The 23,539-nt window shown below is 48.0% G+C and carries 25 protein-coding genes; 24 read left to right on the top strand and 1 reads right to left on the bottom strand.

Annotated elements, in window-relative coordinates; genetic code table 11:
- The first annotated feature begins 15 nt into the window (after positions 1 to 15).
- The 11 genes from aroC (at position 16) to ACHA8N_RS17345 (ending at position 9,467) form a co-directional block, all read left to right on the top strand.
- A complete protein-coding gene (gene aroC, locus ACHA8N_RS17395; RefSeq protein WP_393966472.1) occupies positions 16 to 1,170 on the top strand; it encodes a chorismate synthase in 1,155 nt (384 codons plus the stop codon).
- Positions 1,167 to 2,225, top strand: a complete 1,059-nt coding sequence (gene aroB / locus ACHA8N_RS17390) for a 3-dehydroquinate synthase (RefSeq protein ID WP_393966471.1) — start codon at positions 1,167 to 1,169, stop codon at positions 2,223 to 2,225. Before aroC ends, aroB begins: the two co-directional genes overlap by 4 nt.
- Positions 2,216 to 3,466 (top strand): 3-phosphoshikimate 1-carboxyvinyltransferase, encoded by a 1,251-nt coding sequence (aroA, locus tag ACHA8N_RS17385; RefSeq protein WP_147510943.1) that lies wholly within the window; start codon positions 2,216 to 2,218, stop codon positions 3,464 to 3,466. The genes aroB and aroA overlap by 10 nt, the downstream gene beginning before the upstream one ends.
- Before the next feature lie 13 nt (positions 3,467 to 3,479).
- Positions 3,480 to 4,775 carry a tetratricopeptide repeat protein gene (locus ACHA8N_RS17380; RefSeq protein WP_393966470.1) on the top strand — a complete coding sequence of 432 codons (1,296 nt, stop codon included), beginning with the start codon at positions 3,480 to 3,482 and terminating at the stop codon, positions 4,773 to 4,775.
- A 28-nt stretch (positions 4,776 to 4,803) separates the two neighbouring features.
- Complete coding sequence (locus ACHA8N_RS17375; protein WP_147510945.1) at positions 4,804 to 5,331, top strand: ReoY family proteolytic degradation factor; 528 nt, start codon at positions 4,804 to 4,806, stop codon at positions 5,329 to 5,331.
- A 193-nt stretch (positions 5,332 to 5,524) separates the two neighbouring features.
- Positions 5,525 to 5,965, top strand: a complete 441-nt coding sequence (locus ACHA8N_RS17370; RefSeq protein WP_393966469.1) for a DUF2487 family protein — start codon at positions 5,525 to 5,527, stop codon at positions 5,963 to 5,965.
- Between the two features lie 104 nt (positions 5,966 to 6,069).
- A complete protein-coding gene (locus tag ACHA8N_RS17365; protein ID WP_028106059.1) occupies positions 6,070 to 6,576 on the top strand; it encodes a ubiquinol-cytochrome c reductase iron-sulfur subunit in 507 nt (168 codons plus the stop codon).
- A 3-nt stretch (positions 6,577 to 6,579) separates the two neighbouring features.
- Entirely contained in the window at positions 6,580 to 7,251 is a 672-nt protein-coding gene (gene qcrB, locus ACHA8N_RS17360; RefSeq protein ID WP_012370658.1) for a menaquinol-cytochrome c reductase cytochrome b subunit, read from the top strand.
- Positions 7,252 to 7,291: 40 nt separating this feature from the next.
- Entirely contained in the window at positions 7,292 to 8,083 is a 792-nt protein-coding gene (locus tag ACHA8N_RS17355) for a menaquinol-cytochrome c reductase cytochrome b/c subunit (RefSeq protein ID WP_393966468.1), read from the top strand.
- Between the two features lie 57 nt (positions 8,084 to 8,140).
- The gene (locus ACHA8N_RS17350) at positions 8,141 to 8,746 is read left to right on the top strand and encodes a DUF1405 domain-containing protein (protein WP_393966467.1); all 606 of its coding nucleotides are present in this window, start codon (positions 8,141 to 8,143) and stop codon (positions 8,744 to 8,746) included.
- A 40-nt stretch (positions 8,747 to 8,786) separates the two neighbouring features.
- Positions 8,787 to 9,467 carry a zinc metallopeptidase gene (locus tag ACHA8N_RS17345; RefSeq protein WP_147510948.1) on the top strand — a complete coding sequence of 227 codons (681 nt, stop codon included), beginning with the start codon at positions 8,787 to 8,789 and terminating at the stop codon, positions 9,465 to 9,467.
- Positions 9,468 to 9,525: 58 nt separating this feature from the next.
- On the opposite strand, the gene ACHA8N_RS17340 is transcribed toward ACHA8N_RS17345, so the two are convergent.
- Positions 9,526 to 10,413: a YitT family protein gene (locus ACHA8N_RS17340; RefSeq protein ID WP_167498329.1), complete on the bottom strand. Its 888-nt coding sequence runs from the start codon at positions 10,411 to 10,413 to the stop codon at positions 9,526 to 9,528.
- Between the two features lie 170 nt (positions 10,414 to 10,583).
- Between ACHA8N_RS17340 and bshA the strand changes: the two genes are divergently transcribed.
- The 13 genes from bshA to nth all read left to right on the top strand — a co-directional run bounded on the left by bshA (position 10,584) and on the right by nth (position 23,535).
- Positions 10,584 to 11,726 (top strand): N-acetyl-alpha-D-glucosaminyl L-malate synthase BshA, encoded by a 1,143-nt coding sequence (gene bshA / locus ACHA8N_RS17335; protein WP_147510950.1) that lies wholly within the window; start codon positions 10,584 to 10,586, stop codon positions 11,724 to 11,726.
- Positions 11,713 to 12,858: a CCA tRNA nucleotidyltransferase gene (locus ACHA8N_RS17330; protein WP_393966466.1), complete on the top strand. Its 1,146-nt coding sequence runs from the start codon at positions 11,713 to 11,715 to the stop codon at positions 12,856 to 12,858. Before bshA ends, ACHA8N_RS17330 begins: the two co-directional genes overlap by 14 nt.
- A complete protein-coding gene (locus ACHA8N_RS17325) occupies positions 12,819 to 13,790 on the top strand; it encodes a biotin--[acetyl-CoA-carboxylase] ligase (protein WP_393966465.1) in 972 nt (323 codons plus the stop codon). The genes ACHA8N_RS17330 and ACHA8N_RS17325 overlap by 40 nt, the downstream gene beginning before the upstream one ends.
- Positions 13,791 to 14,028: 238 nt before the next feature.
- Positions 14,029 to 14,868 carry a 3-methyl-2-oxobutanoate hydroxymethyltransferase gene (panB, locus tag ACHA8N_RS17320; protein WP_147510952.1) on the top strand — a complete coding sequence of 280 codons (840 nt, stop codon included), beginning with the start codon at positions 14,029 to 14,031 and terminating at the stop codon, positions 14,866 to 14,868.
- Entirely contained in the window at positions 14,865 to 15,695 is an 831-nt protein-coding gene (panC, locus tag ACHA8N_RS17315) for a pantoate--beta-alanine ligase (protein WP_147510953.1), read from the top strand. Before panB ends, panC begins: the two co-directional genes overlap by 4 nt.
- Before the next feature lie 2 nt (positions 15,696 to 15,697).
- Positions 15,698 to 16,081, top strand: a complete 384-nt coding sequence (gene panD, locus ACHA8N_RS17310; protein WP_147510954.1) for an aspartate 1-decarboxylase — start codon at positions 15,698 to 15,700, stop codon at positions 16,079 to 16,081.
- Positions 16,082 to 16,181: 100 nt separating this feature from the next.
- On the top strand, positions 16,182 to 18,995 hold the full coding sequence (gene dinG / locus ACHA8N_RS17305) for an ATP-dependent DNA helicase DinG (protein WP_147510955.1): 2,814 nt from the start codon (positions 16,182 to 16,184) through the stop codon (positions 18,993 to 18,995).
- Between the two features lie 62 nt (positions 18,996 to 19,057).
- A complete protein-coding gene (locus tag ACHA8N_RS17300) occupies positions 19,058 to 19,228 on the top strand; it encodes a YpmA family protein (RefSeq protein ID WP_147510956.1) in 171 nt (56 codons plus the stop codon).
- Positions 19,225 to 19,692: a hypothetical protein gene (locus tag ACHA8N_RS17295; protein ID WP_393966464.1), complete on the top strand. Its 468-nt coding sequence runs from the start codon at positions 19,225 to 19,227 to the stop codon at positions 19,690 to 19,692. Before ACHA8N_RS17300 ends, ACHA8N_RS17295 begins: the two co-directional genes overlap by 4 nt.
- A gap of 18 nt (positions 19,693 to 19,710) precedes the next feature.
- Entirely contained in the window at positions 19,711 to 20,892 is a 1,182-nt protein-coding gene (locus tag ACHA8N_RS17290) for a pyridoxal phosphate-dependent aminotransferase (protein WP_147510958.1), read from the top strand.
- Between the two features lie 29 nt (positions 20,893 to 20,921).
- Entirely contained in the window at positions 20,922 to 22,211 is a 1,290-nt protein-coding gene (gene asnS, locus ACHA8N_RS17285; protein WP_147511484.1) for an asparagine--tRNA ligase, read from the top strand.
- Between the two features lie 71 nt (positions 22,212 to 22,282).
- Entirely contained in the window at positions 22,283 to 22,861 is a 579-nt protein-coding gene (locus tag ACHA8N_RS17280; protein ID WP_026828099.1) for a DnaD domain-containing protein, read from the top strand.
- A 5-nt stretch (positions 22,862 to 22,866) separates the two neighbouring features.
- Entirely contained in the window at positions 22,867 to 23,535 is a 669-nt protein-coding gene (gene nth, locus ACHA8N_RS17275) for an endonuclease III (protein WP_393966463.1), read from the top strand.
- Positions 23,536 to 23,539: the final 4 nt, after the last annotated feature.

The raw sequence follows: 23,539 nt of genomic DNA, 5'->3' as shown, positions 1-23,539 counted from the left end.
GAAGGGATGAGACATATGCGTTATATGACAGCAGGCGAATCACACGGTAAAGGATTATCAGTCATCATTGAAGGTATCCCTTCCGGTCTTACGATTGATTTTGAGGCAGTGCAACGCGAGATGACACGTCGACAAGGAGGATATGGTCGGGGACGCAGAATGCAAATCGAACAGGACGCCGTCGATGTCCGTGGTGGAGTCCGTCATGGATACACGACGGGAGCACCCATTAGTCTGTTCATCGAAAATAAAGATCATACGCACTGGACACAAGTCATGCAAGCAGAACCTTTGGAAGAGGAACTGGAACGGCCCCGCACATTAACCCGTCCGCGCCCGGGGCATGCGGATTTAGTCGGTGGATTAAAATACGGACACCGTGACTTACGGGATGTCCTGGAACGGTCATCTGCCCGTGAGACGGCAGCACGTGTCGCCGTCGGAGCGATTGCTAAACAATTGTTGCATCAATTGGATGTTGATGTATTTTCCCACGTTCGTTCGATCGGCGGAATTGACGCCGCATCTGTCAATCCGTTGGAACATCGTGAAACGATTGAGGCATCTCCTGTCCGCTGTGCTGATGCTGCAGCATCGGAGCAGATGATGGCAGCAATTGATCAAGCGAAAAAAGACGGGGATACGTTAGGGGGAGAAGTAGAAGTCGTCGTGATGAACGTCATGCCGGGAATCGGGTCTTTTACACAAAACGAGACGAAGCTTGACAGCCGCATCGCCCGGGCCGTCATCAGTGTCAATGCGATGAAGGCGGTTGGATTCGGGGACGGGTTCGATCTGGCACGCAGAAAAGGAAGTACCGTCCAAGATGAAATCCTGCATGACGAAACGGGTTATTTCCGAAAAACCAATCATCTTGGCGGCATTGAAGGCGGTATGTCGACCGGGATGCCGATTCGGGTCCAAGTCGCGATGAAGCCGATTCCAACGTTATACCGTCCGCTTCAATCCGTCGATATCGAGACGAAAGAACCGTTCGTCGCTCAAATCGAGCGGAGTGATGCGTGTGCCGTTCCGGCAGCAGCGGTCGTTCTGGAGGCGGTCGTAGCCGTTGAAATCGCAGCAGCAGTCCTTGAGATGTTCGGAACATCAACGCTTGACCGGCTTAAACAAGCCGTCACCACTTACCGGGAGGAGGTGCGTCTCTTTTGACGCATCTCATGATTCAAGCGAGTCGACCCTACTCGGTTTACGTTGAAGAACATGCGATTCTCCGCATTCAAGAAGTGAAGCAGGCACAGGAAGCAGATCAGTTTTGGCTCATTACGGATCAGACTGTGGCAGACTTACACATGACATCAATCCGCCAGCAATTGAAGAACTGTTTTCCGATGACGCCTCAATTTGTCAGCTCCGTTAAACCGGGAGAAGGCAGCAAATCATTATCCGTGTATCAACAGTTACTTGAACAAGGCATTGAGCAGGGAGCGACGCGCCGGACAGTAATCCTCGCGGTTGGCGGCGGAATGATCGGTGATTTGGCCGGTTTTGTCGCAGCGACTGTTCTACGCGGCATTCCATTCATTCAAATTCCGACGACATTGCTTGCGCATGATTCGAGTGTTGGAGGAAAGGTTGGATTAAACTTACGTTGGGGTAAGAACTTAGTAGGTGCCTTTTATCAACCGTCTGCTGTCCTATACGATCCAATCTTTTTACAAACCTTGTCTGACCGCGAATGGAGAAGCGGTTTTTTTGAATTATTGAAACACGGTTTTTTAGCCCGTCCTTCATTCGCTGAAGAGTGGATCGACCTTGAACTGCCAGACATCAAGCAGAAGTTGTCAGCGGAGTGGATTTCAGCCGGAATCGCCGTGAAACAACAAATTGTGGAGCAGGATGAGCGTGAAACCGGCATCCGGGCTTTTTTGAACTATGGTCATACGTTTGGACATGCCGTGGAATATGCGAGTGTCAACCTCGCTCACGGAGAGGCTGTCGGAATTGGTTTGGTATTCGTATCGCTTCTTGAAGAAAACGAACGGCAGGCCCATCGATTGGCAGATTTGATTCATCGGCTCGGCGTAGTGTTACCGGAACGTCAATCGTTTGAAACGTATTTGGAATTGATGAAACGGGATAAAAAAAATGATGCCGCGATTCGATTTGTTTTACAAAGAGACGAGGGTTTTCATTTAGAAGCCGTTAGTCCAGAACGTCTGCAGCAAGTATTTGATCAAACAGTGAGGTGTTTACAATGGGATTAAAAGGAACGGTACGCGTACCGGGCGATAAATCGATGACGCATCGCGCATTCTTAATGGGTGGCATCGCGGAAGGCACGACAGTGATTTCCAATGCACTGTTAGGAGCAGATTGTATGGCATCACTAGCAGCCGTCGAGGCGCTTGGCGCAAAAATTGATCAAACGGAAGAACACATTCAAATCACCGGAACCGATGTTTTGAAAGCAGCGGAAATTGACTGTGGAAATTCCGGAACAACGATTCGTCTGTTGAGTGGTATTTTGGCGGGAGGACAAGAGACGTACACCTTGACGGGAGACGACTCGCTTAAGCGACGGCCGATGGATCGTGTGACAGCACCGCTTGAAACGCTCGGCGCCCGGATTGAAGGGACGTACGCACCGTTGACCATAACAGGACAACCGCTCGTCGGAACGACATATACACTGCCTGTCGCCAGCGCCCAGGTGAAAAGTGCGGTTTTGTTGGCGGGATTGTTTGCGACTGGCGAGACGACGGTCATTGAACCGGTTCTTTCCCGCGATCATACTGAACGGATGTTGCCGAAATTTGGAGCGACGCTTGCCATTCAAGATCAAGAACAAGGCCGACTGATCCGGTTGCAAGGACCGGTCCGATTGCAGGCCACGACCGTTGATATACCAGGCGATCCCTCATCTGCCGCCTTTTGGTGGACGGCTGCAGCATTAGGCGAAGACAGCCGCATTACAACGGAACACGTGTTGATGAATCCGACACGCATCGGGTTTTTACAAGTGTTGCGTCAAATGGGAGCCAGTGTCGAAATCACCCATCGTCAAGAAACGGCAGGCGAGGAGACGGCAGATGTAACACTTGCGACAACGTCTTTGCAGGCCGTTTCAATCGAAGGGGAACAAATCCCTTCGCTGATTGATGAAATCCCGTTGCTTGCGCTGCTCGCAACGCAAGCGGATGGTCGGACGGTTATTCGTGACGCAGCAGAACTGCGTGTCAAGGAAACCGACCGAATCGAGACCGTTGTAGCGGCACTACAAAAAATCGGTGCATGCATCGAAGCGACACCGGACGGGATGATCATCGACGGACCGACACCCTTGATCGGCGCGACGGTCGATAGTGCGGGTGACCATCGTTTGGCGATGATGCTGACGATTGCTTCGACATTACAACCTGAAATTCAAGTGCGTGGACATGAAGTAGTTGAAGTCAGCTACCCGACGTTTTATGATGATTTAAAGACATTACAACAAACGGATTGATAAAGACCTCTTAATGAGCGACCTAGAAGAAAGTGAGGCGTTTGCCTTGAACGAAGAACTATTAAAAGAGATAGTCGAGAGTCTCGAACACGGACATACGTCCGAAGCATTAGCAGCACTGGAACAGCTTGAAAAAAACGGAACGGACGAAGACCGTTTGGCAGTAGCTGATTTGTATATTGAATTAGGATTATCCGATCGGGCAGTCAATGTACTGGCTCCGCTTTATGTCGACTATTCAGGCAATGCCGGTGTGGCCTTATTGCTTGCTGAGTGTTACATCGATTTGGATCGTGAGGAAGAAGCGATTACGGTCTTGGAGCAGGTTGATGTGACGGATATCGAAAACGGACCACGGACATTGGTGTTACTCGCGGACTTATATCAATCGCAAGGTCTTGATGAAGTCGCGTTGGCAAAACTGAAGGAAGCACGGAACTTAGCACCGGATGAGCCGTTGCTTGCTTATGGACTGGCAGAACTGTATATGACTTTAGGAGCGTTTGATCAAGCGGTTCCATTGTTTGCTGAAATCGCAGCAGATCCGGTCTTACGGGAACAGTTGCCACTGGATGCGCTGTATGCTGAGGCACTGGCGATGATCGGTGAATTCGAAGAAGCGATTCCCCTGTATGAACGTGCCGTCGCCGAACGTTCGGACCTGCATACGCTGTTTGGTCTCGCGATGACCGCCCACCGTGTCGGACAACACCAAAAAGCAGTCGAGACGTTCCAACAATTGGTCGCACAAGATCCCGATTACACGTCCGCTTACGTACCATACGCGGAAAGCCAGGCTGAGCTTGGATTGACGAAAGAAGCTTTAAACGTGATCAAACAAGGGATGGAGCGGGATGATTACAATGATGAGTTGCGGACGATGGAAGCATTATTCCTCTTGAAGCTGGGTGACCGGGAAGGCAGTGTTAAAGCATTACGCGAGGCCCTTGCTTTAAATCCGGAATCACTTGTCGCTGCCGAACGGCTGTTAGCTTTGCTTGCGGAAGACGAAGATCATGACGCGACGCTTGAAACGATTTCCGCCATCGAGGAACACGTGACGGCACCCATCTTAACTTGGTATCGGGCGCGTTCGTTATATGCACTTGAAGAATATACACAAGCCATGGAGAAATACGCTCAAGTCGAGTCAGCCTTTGCGGATGATGCGTTATTCTTGAAAGAATATGGTTATGCGCTCGTTGAAGAAGGACGCCGGGATGAAGGGTTGATCTTATTGAGACGGGCAGCCGGTTTAACGCCGGAAGATGCAGATTTAGTCGACTATGTCGAACGAATGGATGGATGACTTCACGGGAGAAGGGAGTAGGATTAAGATGACAGAGAGAAAGCAGCGTTTCTTGCGCCGCATCTTGACCTATTATACGTTGAAACGTCGGGAGTCAAAGTGGATTATCGATTATTGGCTCCGAAATGACTCAAAACTCGAGCGTGTGCACTTTGTCCAAAATGCGATGTTTGCACCGAAAGCCATCATCATTACGACGTACGGATTTGATGCAGATCCCTTTTTATTCAAAAAAGGAGAAGTGAAAACGACTGATCCGGAAAAAGCATACCATGACATCCGGTTGACGGATGAAGACGTCTATATCGAGCTGAACTTTCAAGGTATGATGATGGATGACGAATACCTTTCGCTGTTGGAGGAAAATCCATTTCGTCCGGAGGTGGCAGTTGAACCCAAGCTGGCGGATGCTGCAATGAATTTTATCGCCGCGACCGTCAACCGCCAGGAAGAAGAACGATTGGTCCGGTTGATTGACGAGGCGTTGGACGCCCGTGACAAAAATCGGTTTCAATCGCTGTCTGATGAGCTTCGAATCATCCGCAGTCAGCTTTGAATCAAAACGGCAGACACACGACCTCCCTTTACTTAAAATGAAGGGAGGCTTTTTGAAATCAAACTAAGGTCAAAATATGAAGAAAAATTGTAGCTAATTTCATAAAACGTTCACATTAAAGAAGCAGTAACAAAAGCGGATATGATACATTAAATGTGACGAAATGTAAGTGAACAGGAAAGGGGGGAATGACTTGCGTTTCAAACCATCCGATGTTCAAAGGACGAGAAACGAACAAGCGTACATCGATACGTTGATTGTCCCATTGATTCCCGTCGGATTCGACGAAGCGATGCATGCTTTCTCGGAATGTGCAGATATGACGATAACCGTCGCGACGGAAGTCGAACGGCAATTGTCGGGACGGGCGATGCTTGTGCCGCCAATGACGTATATTGGTGAACCGTCCATCGACCAGTTAACCAGTTGGAAGCAGGCGGCATCTGCCGAGCAGTTTCGATTTGTGACGTTCATTACTGCCGATTTACGGTGGAAAGAGACATTGGTCACGGACATTATTTATGTCCCGCGTTTATCGCTTGAGACGATGAGTCGCGATCAACAAGGTCAGATGGTCGGGAATTTTGTCGGGCAAGTCTTAGAGCAGTTAGGAAACCGTTGGACCGCGCTATGAAGCGGTTGACGCAATGATTTTATTAAGATACTATTACCATGTGAGAAATTTGTGTGAAGTACTGTGGTCTTGGGGCACAGCGTACATCACGAGGGGGGATCGAGATGGCTCAAAACGGGTCTAACGTAACACGTCGTCAGTTCTTGACGTATACATTGACTGGAGTCGGCGGCTTTATGGCGGCGACGATGGTCATGCCGATGGTCAACTTCGCAGTTGACCCAGTCCTGAAGAAATCAGGGGCAGGCGATAAAGTAAAAGTAATGAAGTTGTCGGATATCACGACAGAACCAAAACGGGTTGACTTCAAGAAACAAACACAGGATGCATGGTATGAGTTTGAAGAAACATTGTCTGCGTGGGTGTTTAAAAACGATAAAGGTGAGATTTTAGCATTATCACCGATTTGTAAACATTTAGGTTGCCAAGTGAGTTTCGGATCGGATCCGACGCACCCGGAAGATTTCTATTGCCCATGTCACTTCGGCCGGTATACGAAAGATGGCGTCAACGTACCAGGTACGCCTCCGACGAAACCGCTCGATGGCTATGAAATGCAAGAGAAAGATGGTTTCCTTTACTTAGGTAAGCCAGTCGAAAGAGGTGCGTAAGCGATGATGCAAAAAATTTATGATTGGATTGATGAGCGGGTAGACATCACACCGCTTTGGCGAGATATCGCTGATCATGAAGTTCCAGAACACGTTAACCCGGCTCATAACTTCTCAGCATTCGTTTATTGTTTTGGCGGGCTGACGTTCTTCACGATCGTGATTCAGATTCTTTCGGGAATGTTTTTGACGATGTATTACGTACCCGATATCATCAACGCGCACGCGTCCGTCTACTATCTTCAAAATGAAGTGGCACACGGTCAAATCGTTCGTGGTATGCACCACTGGGGCGCATCTGTCGTCATCGTAATGTTGTTCTTACATACATTACGTGTCTTCTTCACAGGTTCATACAAAAAACCACGTGAATTGAACTGGGTCGTCGGCGTTCTGTTATTCTTCGTTGTCTTAGCGCTCGGTCTGACAGGATACTTGTTGCCATGGGATATGAAAGCATTGTTCGCAACGAAAGTTACGATTCAAATTGCCGAAAGTATTCCGGTCATCGGTGGTATCGCAAAAACACTCCTGGCGGGTGGAGAAATCGTCGGTGCAAGTACGATCGCTCGATTCTTTGCGATTCACGTCTTCTTCCTTCCTGCAGCATTGTTCGTCTTGCTCGGGGCCCACTTCATGATGATCCGCAAACAAGGGATCTCTGGACCACTTTAAACCGACAATTACTTTAGACAACTAAAAGGGGGAGAACACGATGCATCGTGGTAAAGGAATGAAATTCGTCACCGATTCACGGGTGTCGATCAACAACCGGATGCCGAACAAGTCAAAAGACTATTCGGAATATCCAGGTCGGACGGAAGCGTTCTGGCCAAACTTCTTACTTCGCGAATGGATGGTAGGAGCGGTCTTCCTGATCGGCTTCATGACACTGACAATCGTTGAAGCAGCACCACTTCAAAACATTGCTGACCCGACGAATACGTCGTACATTCCACTACCGGACTGGTACTTCCTATTCCTCTATCAGCTCTTGAAATACCAATTTGCGGCAGGTCCGTACATTTTGATGGGGACCGTCATTCTTCCAGGTCTAGCATTCACGGCACTTCTTGTTGCGCCGTGGTTAGACCAAGGATTGGAACGTCGCCCGGCAAAACGTCCAGTCGCTGTCAGCATGATGCTTCTTGCAGTCGTCTCGATTGTCTTCTTGACATGGGAATCTGTTCAAACAACACACTGGGATACGATTCATAAACAAGGTGAGTTGACAATGAACGAAGGTCCGGAAATCGATACGGCCGCTAAAGGATTCGAGATCTACTCGAATCAGTCATGTGTCAACTGTCACGGGAAAAACCTTGAAGGTGGCGCAGCAGCTCCGGCCCTCGTCGGAACGAAAAAGACAGAAGAAGAAATTTATGAGATTGCAGACAAAGGGATCGGATCGATGCCTGCTGGACAGTACAAAGGTTCAGATGCAGACCGTAAAGAACTCGCTAAATTCATCGCTTCTTACGGTGAAGGCGGAGAGAACAATAAATAAGACAACCGACCGGGGGAATTTTTCCTCCGGTTTTTGTCTATCATGAGGTGACAATACATGCCGTTCATTCATTTTTTAAAACATAAAGCGGTGCTTTGGCCGCTTGCCTTGATCAACTTAGGCGGAACACTCTACGGGTATTACTGGTATCAGCCTCAACTCGAACAGTCGAACTGGTACTATTATCCGTTCATTCCGGATAGTCCGACAGCGTCTTTCTTTTTCACGATTATCGTCTTTTTATGGATTTTTAATCGCCGGTCCCGTTTGTTTGAAGCGCTTGCCTTCGTGACTTTGATCAAATACGGAGTTTGGGCGGTCGTCATGAATGCGTTGATGTTACGGGAACTCGGGACAGATAATTCCTATTTGACGGCGATGGCACTGATGCTGATGCTCTCCCACGGAGCGATGGCGTTCCAAGCCCTTCTGTATGCCCCCGTCATGACGTTTCGGGTCAAGGAACTTATCCTCGTCTCCATCTGGGTCATTCATAACGATGTGGTGGATTATGTACTTGGACAGTGGCCGCGGTATCCGGCGCTGGCAGAGCATATCCAGTGGATCGGATATGGCTCGTTTTGGTTGACCGGATTATGTCTTTTGATGGGATATTGGTTTGTAGCACGCGATTCAATTGACAATAAGTTCACTCGAACATAAAATAAGGATATAATCTTTTTTATGAAGGGGAAGATGCCACATGGCGAACTATTTGATTTATTTGGCCATCATCATCATCGTGCCAATCTGGGCGCAGATGCGCGTCAGAAAAACGTATAAAAAATATCAACAAGTTCCGATTCAGAGTGGAGTCACCGGAGCACAAGTCGCGGATTTCATCATGAAGCAAAACGGGATTACGAATGTGCGGCTTGAGCCGATCGGCGGAACGATGTCCGATCACTATGATCCGACGAATAAAGTCGTCCGCCTGTCGGAAGACGTCTACTACGGTTCTACGGTCTCAGCGGTTTCAATCGCCGCCCACGAAATCGGGCACGTCATCCAAGACGCAACCGATTACGGGATGATGCGGGTTCGTCACCGGATCGCACCAGTCGCTTCGATCACATCGAACCTGTCGTTCCCGTTGTTGTTGATCGGTTTCTTGGCTGGTATGAGTGGATTGGCAATGCTTGGTGTCATCTTGATGCTCGGAGCAGTCATTTTTCAACTCGTGACATTACCGGTTGAGTTTGATGCTTCCAACCGGGCGATGGCCCAGTTGACAGAACACGGGATCATCGATGCTGAAGAAGAACGCGGATCACGTCGTGTCTTAAACGCTGCTGCTTGGACATATGTCGCAGCGACGCTTGTCGCGATTGCCGAGTTCGTCCGTTTAGCTTTGATTGTCTTTGCACCATCAAGTGATGACTAAACAATATGAAAATGACGAGGAGTCCGGAAGGGACTCCTCGTCATTTTTTTGGGGCAGGTCATGTTTCTTTAATTGGAATACGATTTTCATCAAAAGTGAATCCTTCTCCCGTGACCTCATAGACATCATGCAAAGTGATGAAAGCATGTTGATCGACTGATTTGACAAGTGTCTTCAATCGTGTGATTTCATTACGGGCGACGACGACGTACAATACCTCCAAGTCGCGTCCGGAATAACCGCCTTTTGCGATCAGTCGGGTCGTACCACGGTTCATCGTCGCATGAATGCCATCCGCGATTTCAGTCCGCTGATCACTGATGATCATGGCAGCTTTTCCAGCATACGTACCTTCTTGCATCCAGTCGATGACACGGGCACCGACATAGACAGCCAGTAACGTATACATCGCCTGTTTATAGTCGAGGTAAGTCAGGGATGCGATGATGACGAAAAAGTCGAACACCATGAACGTTCTGCCAATCGACCAACCAAAGTATCGTTTCGTCAATCGAGCGATGATATCGACCCCGCCGGTCGTACCACCGTTGTTAAAGATGATACCGAGACCAACCCCGATGAAAACGCCGGCAAACAGGGCGGCAAGGACCATATCATCCTTCAATAAAATTTCCAGTGGGGAGTACTTGGCGATCAACCCGTACCAAATCGAGAAACTGAACGTTCCGATCAATGTGTAGACAAACGTCGTTCGTCCCAACAATTTGTAACTGACAAGGAATAGCGGGATATTGAGCAGTAAATTCGTAACGGATGGGGAAAAACCGAACAATCCTTTTAAGATCAAGGTAATGCCTGTAAATCCTCCCTCAGCTAACTCGTTCTGCACGTTAAAATGATAGATACCAAAAGCGAAAATAAATGATCCAATTAAAATCCAGATGATGTTTTGAATTCGAATTGGAAACTGGAATGGGGGTGCCATCTGATTGCTCCTCTCTGACATGACTCTTTCTCTAGGGTAACGGCAGACGTAAAAAAAGACTAGCTTTTCTGATGAAAATCATTCAAAAAGTGGCAGATGTAGTTTTTAGTCGACAATTTGATACAATGAGCAAGGTAGAGGACATTACTTAAAGAGAGAGTGATTAGATTATGAAAAAAGCGATTGGGATTCTTTGTTATCCATCGGTCGGCGGCAGTGGTGTCGTGGCAACGGAACTTGGAATGAAGTTAGCGGACCGGGGACATGATGTACATTTCATCACATCGAGTATTCCGTTTCGCCTGACGGAATATCGACCGAATATCACGGTTCATTTGGTGGAAGTGAATCAATATTCGGTCTTTAAATATCCGCCGTACGACATCACGCTGGCGTCAAAGGTCGCGGAAGTCATCGATGTGTTTGATCTCGATATCATTCATGCCCATTATGCTGTTCCCCACGCTGTCTGTGCGGAGCTCGGTCGGAATATGGCGAAGAAAAAAGGCGTCGCGGTCGTGACGACTTTACATGGAACGGATATTACAGTCATCGGACAGGATTTAGAGATGCAACCCGCGATTCGGTACGGGATTGAAAGTTCGGACGCGGTCACGGCCGTTTCGGAAAGTCTGGCTCTTGAAACAAACATGACATTAAACGGACAGTATGCGATTGAAGTCATTCCAAACTCGATTGATGAAAGTATGTATTATCCGATGCGGGATGAACGACTGAAGCGGCATTACGGCATCGAACCGGATGAGGTCGTCGTTATCCATATTTCGAACTTTCGGCCGGTCAAACGAATTGACGATACGATTGCTGCGTTTGCAATTGCTTCGAAGGATCGAGCCATGCGGTTATTATTGGTCGGAGACGGTCCGGAAATGGGACAGACAAGACGCCGGGCGAAGGAACTCGGAATTTATGACAAAATCATCTTTGCCGGAAAACAGGAGCATGTCGCTCAGTTGCTTGCAATCAGTGATATTCATTTACTGTTGTCGGAAAAAGAAGCATTCGGACTTGTTGTACTCGAAGCGATGGCGGTTGGTGTTCCGAGTGTCGTCTCAAGTGCCGGAGGGTTACCGGAAGTGATTCAAGACGGCAAAACCGGATTCATCGTGCCGACGTATGACGTGAAGGCGGCGGCGGACCGGATTGGACAGTTGGCGGATAATGCGGCATTGCGGGAAGAATTGGCGGAGGAAGGAATCCGCGATACCCGCAGACGGTTTGATTCCAATCAAGTCGTTCGTACCTATGAATTGTTATATGAACGGGTGTGTGCACGCTATGAAAATGCTTGAATATGCTAACCACATCATTCAGACGATTGAAGGATCGGGAGGAGAGGCCTATATCGTCGGTGGAGCGGTCCGGGATATGCTGCTCAAACGGGATCCCGGAGATTATGATCTCGCAACGTCACTGCTTCCGGAAGAGGTCATGCAACTTTTTCCGATCGTCATTCCAACCGGACTCGAGCACGGTACCGTCACGGTCGTTTTGGACCACATGCCGTTTGAAATAACGACATTTCGTTCGGAAACCACCTACAGTGACCGCCGCCGTCCGGATGCCGTGACACTTGGGGTCAGCTTGGAAGAAGACTTGACACGCCGTGATTTTACCATCAATGCGATGGCATTAAAGCCGACCGGTCTCGTAGACTTGTTTGGTGGTCAAGACGACTTGGCATCCAAAATCGTTCGGACGGTCGGTCGGGCGGAAGACCGGTTTAATGAAGATGCCCTGCGAATGATTCGGGCCTTTCGATTCATGAGCCAGCTGGAATTTACACTGGATCCACAGACGGAACAGGCCATCACGAATCAAAAACATCATCTTCAATCGGTCGCCGTCGAACGGATCGCGATGGAGTTCGAAAAACTACTATTAGGTCCCGGACGAAAAACGGCACTTCAAGTAATGCTTCGAACCGGTATTTACGCGGACATGCCGGGTCTTGATGACACGATTCTAAACCAATTGATTTCACTCGACTTGAACGGTGTGTCATCGGACAATGTATGGACACTCGTTTTAGTCGCCGGGTTACGTCCGGAAGCGCTGCGGGTCTTTAAACGTTCCAAAAAACAAGAGGGGCGTGCAAAGACATTGGCCCCCCTTGTACAGGAGCAGACGTTATCCGATTGGCAACGCTATCGACTGTCGGATGAAGAATTGGAACATTTGAACCACATGACGGGACGTCGTCACGAAGGTCGGACTTCCTTGCCGATCCGACGTTTACAAGATTTAACGGTCAATGGACGTGACATGATCGAGCTCGGATTGCAAAAAAAACAGATTAAAGAAGCGCTCCATCATCTGGAACGGCAAGTGGTGGATGGCCGACTGGAAAATCAACGTGAGATTCTGTTAAAGGAAGTGATGAGTTGGAAAAATCAACACGGGACCGAGTCCTCCATGCATTAATGCAGACCGATTGGATATCGGGTCAAGAGTTGGCTGATCAATTAAATATTTCACGTACCGCTATTTGGAAACAAATTGCGACATTAAAAGAGGCAGGGTATATCATCGAAGCCAATAAAAAAACAGGCTATCATTTAGTAGATCAAGGCGATCGATTGACACCACTCGCGATTCAACAGGATTTGCAAACACGTACTCTTGGACGGCACATCATGCATCTCAAGCAGACGGAAACGACGCAACGGATTGCGCATGAGCAAGCCCAGCAAGCAGCTGCGGAAGGGACACTGATCATCTGTGACTTTCAAACCGGCGGACGAGGACAACTCGGGCGCACATGGCACGAAACGCAGGGAGCAGGCATTGCGATGAGTTTGATTTTACGTCCTGCAGCACCGCTTCACGAAGCCGGTCAATTGACATTACTTGCGGGTATCGCCTTGGCACAGACGTTACGGACACTTGATATCCCGGCTACGATTAAATGGCCAAATGATTTGTTAATTGAAGGAAAAAAAGTGGCCGGTATCTTAACGGAAATGCAAACGGAAGCTGATCGCATCAATTCCGTCATCATTGGAATCGGCATTAACGTCCTCCATGAACAGTTTCCGGAAGTATTAGCGGACCGTGCGACGTCTTTGAAATTAGCGACCGGTAAAGTGATTGCCCGCGCTGAAATCGTCGCCATGTTTTTAAATACGTTCGAACCGATGTACCTGAAGTGGTTAACGGAAGGTTTTGCGTCTTTTGTCTCGTTGTGGGAGAACTATGCGGATCGATTAAACGATCTAGTAACGTTACGCACCCGGCAAGAAACGGTGACCGGCATCTTACGCGGCATTCAGGCGGATGGTACGTTACAAATGGAAACGGAAGCAGGAATGAAAACATTCCATTCCGCCGAATTGATTTACTGGACAGAAAGATAAGTTCGGACGTTTGCAGTCTGCTTTTTGAATCATGTATAATGAATACGAGGATGATAGCCATTTGGAGTCATACCGGTTAGAGGCTTGTAATCATAGTTTTTATTTAACTGCCTTGATCCTACTCGGACAGGGACAGAAGGATGATTTAGCACTTATTCACGCCTTCTTTCCTATGGATTATTTTAGGAAGGAAGGTGTTTCCTTTTGTCCTCTCTAAACTACGAAGGAGAGAACACACATGCATACGATGACACCTTTATTAAAAAAACAACAAGCTGGGGAAAAACTTGTCATGCTGACAGCATACGATTATCCGTCGGCAAAACTGGCAGAAGCAGGACACGTCGATCTGTTATTGGTCGGTGATTCGCTCGGGAACGTCATTCTCGGTTATGATTCGACGATTGCCGTGACAGTAGACGATATGATCCATCACGCAAAAGCCGTACGCCGCGGAGCACCCGCGACATTTATGGTCGTCGACATGCCATTTGCAAGCTACCACGGTTCATTTGACCGGACGCTCGAAGCGGCAGCCCGTATTTTTCAAGAGAGCGGGGCGGACGCTTTGAAACTCGAAGGTGCGGGAGAAATCTTGATGACGATTCGCCGCTTGACGGATGCCGGGATGCCGTGTGTCGCGCACTTGGGACTGACACCACAATCTGTTGGCGTGTTGGAAGGATTCAAAGTTCAGGGGAAATCGCTTGAAGCTGCGGAACAGTTGATTGCCGACAGTTTGGCAGCAGAACAAGCAGGCGCGAAGATGCTCGTACTCGAATGTGTACCGCATCCTCTTGCGAAACGCGTCCAAGAACTCTTGACGATTCCTGTAATTGGGATCGGTGCCGGTGCTGATGTCGCCGGACAAGTGTTGGTCTATCATGATCTTTTGACTTACGGCGTCGGTCGGCTTCCGAAATTTGTTAAAGCATATGCCGATTGGAACACATCAGGTACGGAAGCCATCGCTCATTACGTCCAAGAAGTTAAAAACGGCACATTCCCTGAATTGGCTCATTCCTTCATGATGGATGAGGAATTGATTGGTGCCTTATACGGAGGAACGAAAGAATGAAAATCATGCAGAGTGTGGAACAACTGCGGGAAGTTTTGGCGGGACAAACATCGATTGGATTCGTCCCGACGATGGGTTTTCTGCACGAAGGGCACGCCTCGCTTCTGAAACAGGCACGGCAGGACAACGATATCGTTGTTTTAAGCATCTTTGTCAATCCGACACAATTCGGTCCAAATGAAGATTTAGACCGTTATCCGCGTGACGAACAGCGTGATCAGCGATTGGCGCAAGCAGCAGGAGTCGACTATCTCTTTTATCCGACGAATGATGTCATGTATCCACTTGATATGGCTCGAGTCACGGTTCGTTCGGGTGATGACGTCTTATGTGGTGCATCGCGTCCGGGACATTTTGATGGAGTCTTGACGGTCGTCAGTAAATTGTTTAATATCGTTCAGCCGACCCGTGCTTATTTCGGATTAAAAGATGCACAACAATTGGCATTGATTGAAGGGTACGTAGCGGACTATTTCGTACCGGTCGAGATTAAACGGTGTCCGATCATTCGTGAAGTGGATGGACTGGCGAAATCGTCCCGGAATGTCTATTTGTCGGAAGCCGAGCGCGAACAGGCACCGGGCATTCAACAGGCACTACAGGAAGCAAAACAAGCGCTTGATGCAGGTACGCCGCTTGAAACGGTTCTTGCACAAACACGCGCGTCACTTCACTTTGAAGGGACGACGATTGATTATGTCGAAGCCGTTGCTTATCCGACGCTCGGACCAGTCAATCCGACAACGAAAACGATTTTACTCGCGGTTGCCGTTCAATTCAAATCGGCACGTTTGATTGATAACTTACTATATACGAGAGGAGCATGATTATGTTACGCACATTCATGCACGCAAAATTACACAAGGCCCGTGTCACGGAAGCGAATCTGCATTACGTCGGTTCGATTACGATTGATGAAGATTTACTGGACGCTGTCGGGATTCTTGAAAATGAAAAAGTCCAAGTGACGAACAACCAGAACGGGGCACGTATCGAGACATATGCCATTAAAGGAGCTCGTGGTTCTGGCGTGATTTGTTTAAACGGAGCAGCTGCCCGCCATTTCCAAATTGGAGATGAAGTCATCATCATGGCCTATGCACAATTGACGAACGAAGAAATCTCAGCACATGTTCCGAAAGTTGCTGTCCTTGATCAAGATAATTCCATCAAGCAGATGTTATCGCAGGAAATCGCACATACGATCTTATGATTTTGAGGGACCCGAGGTACATTCGGGTCTCTTTTTTGTTAAGATGGAACTTGAGATGCCATATGTTTAAGGTATGGATGGTTAAAGGTGGAGATGAGTCGTGGAAAAAAAGTTTGTAGTAGTGGATTTAGAAACGACCGGACATTCGATTAAATCCGGCGATGAGATGATTGAAATCGGGATGGCAGTGATTGAAGACGGACAGATTACCGATCGTCTATCAGCGTTTGTCCATCCACAAAAACCGATTCCGCCGTTTATTTCACAATTGACCGGCATTACAGATGAAGATGTCGCGCATGCTGAGACATTTGACCGCATCGCGCCGCGTGTTCTCCAATTACTTGATGGAGGAATCTTCGTCGCTCATAACGTCCAGTTTGATTTGACGTTCTTGAATGAGGCTTTAGAAGAAGAAGGGTACTTACCATATACAGGTCCCGTCATTGACACGGTGGAGCTTGCGCGCATTTTATTACCGACAGCAGAGAGTCATTCGTTGTCACATTTGACGGAAGCGTTACAATTGACGCACCATGAGGCACACCGCGCGGGCAGTGATGCAGAAGCGACAGCGGAGTTATTACTTCATTTATTGAAGCGTCTAAACGATTTACCGCTTGATACGTTACGTCATTTGCGACGATTATCCGGGAAATTATTCAGTGCAGTGGAAGAAGAAATCGATCAAGCGATTCGACACGTCGGACTCGAAACCGATGACCGGTTTGACAGTTTTCGAAAGATCGCATTAAAAAAACGAAGTGAGCCGGAAGAATTTATCCTCCGGACAGAACTCGAACCGTTCGGTCCGTTTGTTGATCGATTAAATGAGCAACTGTTTCCGAAGTTGTTCACAGGATATGAACCACGTACAGGACAACTGGAGATGATGCGGCATGTGTATCAGTCCCTTGATCAAGAAACACCGCTTCTCGTCGAAGCAGGGACAGGGACGGGGAAATCACTAGGGTATCTCGTTCCGGCCGCTCATTATGCGATTGAGCACGAAACACCGGTCATCGTCAGTACACATACAATTCAATTACAGGAACAGCTATTTGCCCGCGATTTACCGCTTTTGCGCCAAGTATTCGACACACCCGTCGAAATTACTTTGCTGAAAGGTCGGAGTAATTATATGGACTTGCGGAAGTTCGAGTTTTTCCTCAGTGAGACGGAGGAACCTTATAATTTTACATTGGCTAAAGCTATTTTGCTGGTGTGGCTGACGCAGACGGAGACAGGGGATCTGGAAGAAGTGAGTTTACCTGGTGGAGCAGCACAAGGAAACATCGCAATCAAACAATTGATCCAGTCCGACAGTCAATCGCAGCTGGGACGGTTTGATCCTTGGTACAGCCGTGATTTTTTCCATCATGCGGTCCGTCGTGCGAAACAGGCGACGATTATCGTGACAAATCACGCGTTGTTGTTCAGTGATATTCAACACGAAGCAGGTGTTTTACCAAAGGGCTGCCCGTTGATTTTAGATGAAGCACATCAAATCGAAGAAGTGGCCAGTCATCATTTTGGTCTTGTTTTTGACGGTCATTCGTTTGACCGTATTTTTAGACAGCTCGGCTTTTCGTCCGATAAAAAATTATTGACGCGACTCGTCAGTCTGTCAGACCACTATGACTTGACGGAGTTGGTCGAAGCCCACAGTGAAACGATTGATGAGACATTGACCGAATTGCTCGAAGAAGCCGACGGACTGTTGACAATCATTCAAGCGTACGGACTTGACTTGGCGTCTCGCAAGGAGCGGCGGGAAGGGCGGGTCACCGTCCGTTTTAAACGACTGCATCCTTCCATGCGGGCAGTTCAAGAAAGTGCCAAACGGGTCGAACTCGTCTTGAGACGCTTACGCCAAGCCATTCGGACCATTCATAAACTATTTCACGATCAACGGGAACATATGAGTTATCGGGAGCGTTCGGTTGTTGCGGATTTGAAAACGGTGATTGGTCAGCTTGAGGACGTGGAACAAGCGATTTTTGAAACGATGCTTGCACCGCATGATGAGACCGTATCTTGGATTGAGACGACTGCCAAGAATCGAAAACTGACGCGTATTTATACACAACCGATTGATATTTCAGCTCGTTTGAAACGGGATGTCTTCTCGAAACGAACATGTGTCTTGACCTCGGCAACATTAACCGTTTCAAATAAGTTTCAGTTCATCGAGAAGCGGTTAGGGTTGGAAGAAATTGAGACACGACGGTTTATCGTCCCGTCGCCGTTTGGATATGCAGAAAAAGTCCGCTTGATGGTTCCGACCGATTTGCCTCTGTTACAAGATGTGCCACAAACGACGTATTCTGAGATGATTTCTGACGCCATCATTCGGATTGCCGAAGTGACGGAAGGACGGATGCTTGTTCTCTTTACGTCAAACGAAATGTTGCGGCAAACGCATGATGCAACAAAATCAGCGTTACCGGAACGGTTTACATTGCTTTCCCAAGGCATTACCCAAGGATCGCGACAACGGCTAATGAAACAATTTAAACAACTGGATGCTTGTATTTTGTTCGGAACCGCGAGTTTTTGGGAGGGGGTCGACGTACCGGGTGACGATTTGAGTTGTCTCGTCATCGTTCGTCTGCCGTTTGCACCGCCCGACCAACCAATCGTGCAAGCCCGTTCGGAACAGATTGAACAACAAGGCAAATCCTCATTTTTTGAATACAGTTTGCCGCAGGCCATCATCCGCTTTAAGCAAGGTTTTGGACGGCTGATTCGTACGACCAACGATCGTGGTGTCGTGTTTGTATTTGATCGCCGTATCGAGACGACACGTTACGGCAAACGGTTTGTCTCGAGTTTACCGAATGTTCCTGTTTTGACGAAACCGCTCGATGAATTAACCGCTGAACTGGAATTGTTCTTAAATGAGGCGGATTGAGTCTGTTAAAATAAGCATTATCGCATTATAATAGATGTAGAAAAACGAGGGAGGATATAAGAATGGATTCGAAAATCGAGACACTGGCAACGGTTAAAGTCAATCGCCATGATGATACGTACAAGATCGTAGACTTATTGAATCGCACGCTGAAAACAGAAGACTTGATGTTTGGCCTGGCACTGGATGACAAGGACAAGGAGCAGATGGTCTTCACCATCTACCGCACATGAAGTGGAAGATCGTCATCGGTCTTTTCTGCTTCATCCTTCTGATTTCACTCATTGGAACGGGAATTTACCAATTTACCGTCGCTGAGGCGAAAGAACGGGAACAACAGGTTGTTCGTCAGGCGGAAGACCGCTTGAAGAAAGAATTGGCACCGGAACAGATTCAATTTGACCATGTATTTAGCGGAAAAACACAGTACAGTGTATTTACGATGCAACAAAACGGTGAAAAGATGCGGGCATTTGTTCCGAAAAAAGGAAAAATCGAGACGCGACGGGTCGCGGACGGTATGAAGATTGCCGATGTCATCCGACAAGCCGGGAATCCGAATAACATCATCTCTGCCAAGTACGGTTTCGAAAAACGGGCATTGATCGAGATTGTGACCAAAACAGCGTCTGGATACGATTATTCGTACTATACGTATCAAGAAGGATCCTTTATCAAACGATTACGGATTAATTAAAAAAGGGGAGTGTACAAGATGTTATCGAAACGTGTACAACAATTGACACCGTCAACGACACTGGCGATTACCGCTAAAGCAAAAGCGTTACGTGAAGAAGGACAAGATATCATCGGGCTCGGTGCGGGTGAACCGGACTTTAATACTCCAGAATTTATTATCCAGGCAGCCTTTGCCGCAGCAGAAGCCGGCGATACGAAATATACGCCATCCGGCGGAACGGTAGCTTTAAAAGATGCGATCATCGAAAAGACACGACGTGATTTATGGGCAACGTACGACCGTTCGGAAGTCATGGTCGCTTCAGGAGCGAAACATGCTTTATCGACGTTGTTTCAAGCCATTTTAGATCCAGGCGATGAAGTGATCGTTCCGGCGCCCTACTGGGTCAGCTATCCGGAGCAAATCAAACTGAGTGACGGCGTTCCTGTCATCTTGGAAACAACGGAACAGTCACGGTTCAAAGTGACACGTGACCTGCTCGAGCAACATATCACGCCAAAAACAAAAGCACTTGTTTTAAACTCACCTTCTAATCCGACAGGGATGGTGTATACGAAGGAAGAACTTGAGATGGTGGCGGAGATTGCGATTCAGCACAATCTGCTTGTCATCAGTGACGAGATTTATGAAAAGTTGTTATACAATGGTGTGACACACTTATCGATTGCAACCTTACCGAACATGCGTGAGCGGACTGTCATCATCAACGGTGTATCCAAGTCGCATGCCATGACGGGGTGGCGGATCGGATACGCAATCGGACCAAAGGACATCATCAGTGCGATGACGAATCTTGCCAGTCATTCGACGTCGAATCCGACATCCATTGCCCAAGCGGCATCGGTCGCTGCGTACGCGGAAGGCGACGCACCGGTTGAAGCGATGCGTGTTGTATTTGAAGAACGGTTGGAACAAATTTACGATCGTTTGATTCAGATTCCGGGATTAACTTGCTTAAAGCCGGAAGGTGCTTTTTATCTGTTCCCGCATGCGTTACGGGCAGCGGAACTGTGCGGCTTCTCGAATGTTGATGACTGGTGTACAGCGGTCTTATCGGAAGCGAAAGTCGCCCTGATTCCAGGATCAGGCTTTGGCGCACCAGAATATGTCCGGTTATCCTATGCGACAGACCCGAAACGGGTACTCGAGGCATTAGACCGGATCGAAGGATTTATCACGGCACATACTGCCGTTTAATTGAGAGAGGATGTTGACTTTTGAAAGCAATGATTCGTGATGTAGAGAAACACGTAGGAGAAGAAATCACGATTGGCTGTTGGCTCGCGAATAAGCGTTCGAGCGGTAAAATCGCCTTCCTTCAGTTACGGGATGGTTCCGGCTTCATGCAAGGAGTCGTCGTGAAAGAAACAGTCGGTGAAGAATTGTTCAAAACGGCTAAAGGATTGACACAAGAAACATCGATGTGGGTGACGGGTGTCATCAAATCAGATGGTGGGCGGACAGCAATCGGTCACGAAATGGAAATTACAGCCATCGAAGTGATTCATGAAGCGGTCGATTATCCGATCACACCGAAAGCTCATGGAACGGACTTCTTAATGGATAACCGTCATCTCTGGTTACGGTCGAAACGTCAGCACGCTGTCATGGTTGTTCGGAACGAGCTGATTCGGGCGACATATGAATTCTTTAACCAAGAAGGATTCATTAAAGTCGATCCTCCGATTTTGACAGGCAGTGCTCCGGAAGGAACAACTGAATTATTCCATACGAAATACTTTGACGAAGATGCGTACTTGTCGCAATCCGGTCAACTCTATATGGAAGCAGCCGCGATGGCACTCGGAAAAGTCTTCTCGTTTGGTCCGACATTCCGTGCCGAAAAATCAAAGACACGTCGCCACTTAATCGAGTTCTGGATGATGGAGCCGGAAATGGCTTTTTACGATCATGAGATGAACCTCGAAGTGCAGGAAAACTATGTGTCGCATCTTGTTCAATCGGCTTTGAAAAACTGTCGTCCAGAGCTCGAATTACTTGAGCGTGACTTGACGGTTCTTGAAAACATTCAAGCTCCGTTCCCGCGTGTTAAATACACGGAAGCCATTGACATGCTGAAAGAACAAGGATTTGATGATATCGAATTCGGCGACGATTTCGGTGCGCCTCATGAAACGGCAATCGCCAACACGTTTGCACGTCCCGTCTTCATTACACACTGGCCGAAAGACATCAAACCCTTCTACATGAAAGAAGATCCGGAAAATCCGGGCTTCGTTTTATGTGACGATTTGATTGCGCCAGAAGGATACGGAGAAATCGTTGGTGGTTCACAACGGGAAGAAGATTATGAGAAGCTGTTGGCTGGTATGAAGGAACATGACTTGGATGAAACCGGTGCTTACAAATGGTACTTGGAAACACGTAAATATGGATCAGTACCGCACAGTGGTTTTGGTCTTGGACTCGAACGGACTGTCGCCTGGATCACAGGAGTCGAACACGTTCGCGAGACGATTCCATTCCCACGCCTGCTGAACCGATTGTATCCGTAATAGTGATTGAAATCGACCCATCCCTCGGACGGGTCGATTTCTTGCTTACTTTAAAGAATCGAGGAAGTATCATGGATCATAATTTAATTCAGCTATTTGAAGAAGGAACGGTTGTCCTTCCCAAACGATTGTTCACGGAAGCCAAACGTCTTGGCATCAGTTTTGTCGAGTTTACGCTGATCGGACAATTGTTTGCCTGTCGCGCGGAAGGCATGGAGATGCCGTCACCAGAGGAGCTCAGTAACCGGCTCGGACTTTCGGAAACGGAAACGATTGAGACGACACTCGGATTGCTTCAAAAAGGATTACTTGCCATGGAGAACGTCGCCGGATCGGAACGTTATTCCCTGGTGCCGCTCTATGAAAAATTAATGGCACCACCGGAACAGGAAGCCCCCAACTTTGATACGATCAATCCATCTGTTTTCCAACATTTTGAGCGCGAACTGGGGATGATGTCACCGTTTCAGATGGAACAGATCATTCAATGGTTAACGATTGAAAATATTGCAGAAGAGCTTGTTTTGGCCGCCTTACGGGAAGCCGTCTATCATAACGTCCGGAAGATGACGTATATCAATCAAATTCTGCGGACGTGGGAACGCGAAGGAATTAAAACGCTGGAAGATCTTGCGACGAGGGGGAGCTGACGGGGATGTTACGCAAAGCAGAAATCGAACGAATTGAAGCGACCCTTGAGGAGATGTTTCCGGAAGCTTTCTGTGAACTGGTTCATCAAAATCCGTTTGAGCTTGTCGTTGCGGTTGCCTTAAGTGCGCAGGCGACAGACGTCTTAGTCAACAAAGTGACACCGGATTTGTTTGCTGCCTATCCGACACCTGATCGATTAGCTGTTGCACCAGTCGAGGAAATTGAAGCAAAAATCAAGCGGCTTGGTTTGTATCGTAACAAAGCGAAAAACATCAAAGCATTAGCGCATCAACTGCTTGTCTTGCATGACGGGGAAGTACCGACCGACCGGGCGGGTCTTGAAGCGCTGCCGGGCGTCGGACGAAAAACAGCGAACGTCGTGTTATCTGTTGCGTTTGATGTGCCGGCGTTTGCTGTCGATACACATGTCGAACGTGTCTCGAAACGACTGGGCATCTGTCGTTGGAAAGATAATGTCACGCAAGTCGAACAGACATTGATGAAACGGTTTAAACGGGAAAGATGGTCAAAATTACACCACCAATTTATTTTTTTCGGCCGGTATCACTGTAAAGCACAGCGTCCGAATTGCCTGGAGTGTCCCTTGCTTGACATGTGCCGCGATGGGAAAAAACGGACAAAAGGATTAGTGCCATCTCTTGAGAGCGAATAACCAA

Origin of the sequence: Exiguobacterium sp. S22-S28 (assembly GCF_043359615.1) — a bacterium.
Classification (GTDB): Bacteria; Bacillota; Bacilli; order Exiguobacteriales; family Exiguobacteriaceae; genus Exiguobacterium_A.
The sequence above is the reverse complement of the archived record's forward strand: the minus strand, read 5'-3'. Positions and strand labels throughout refer to the sequence as shown.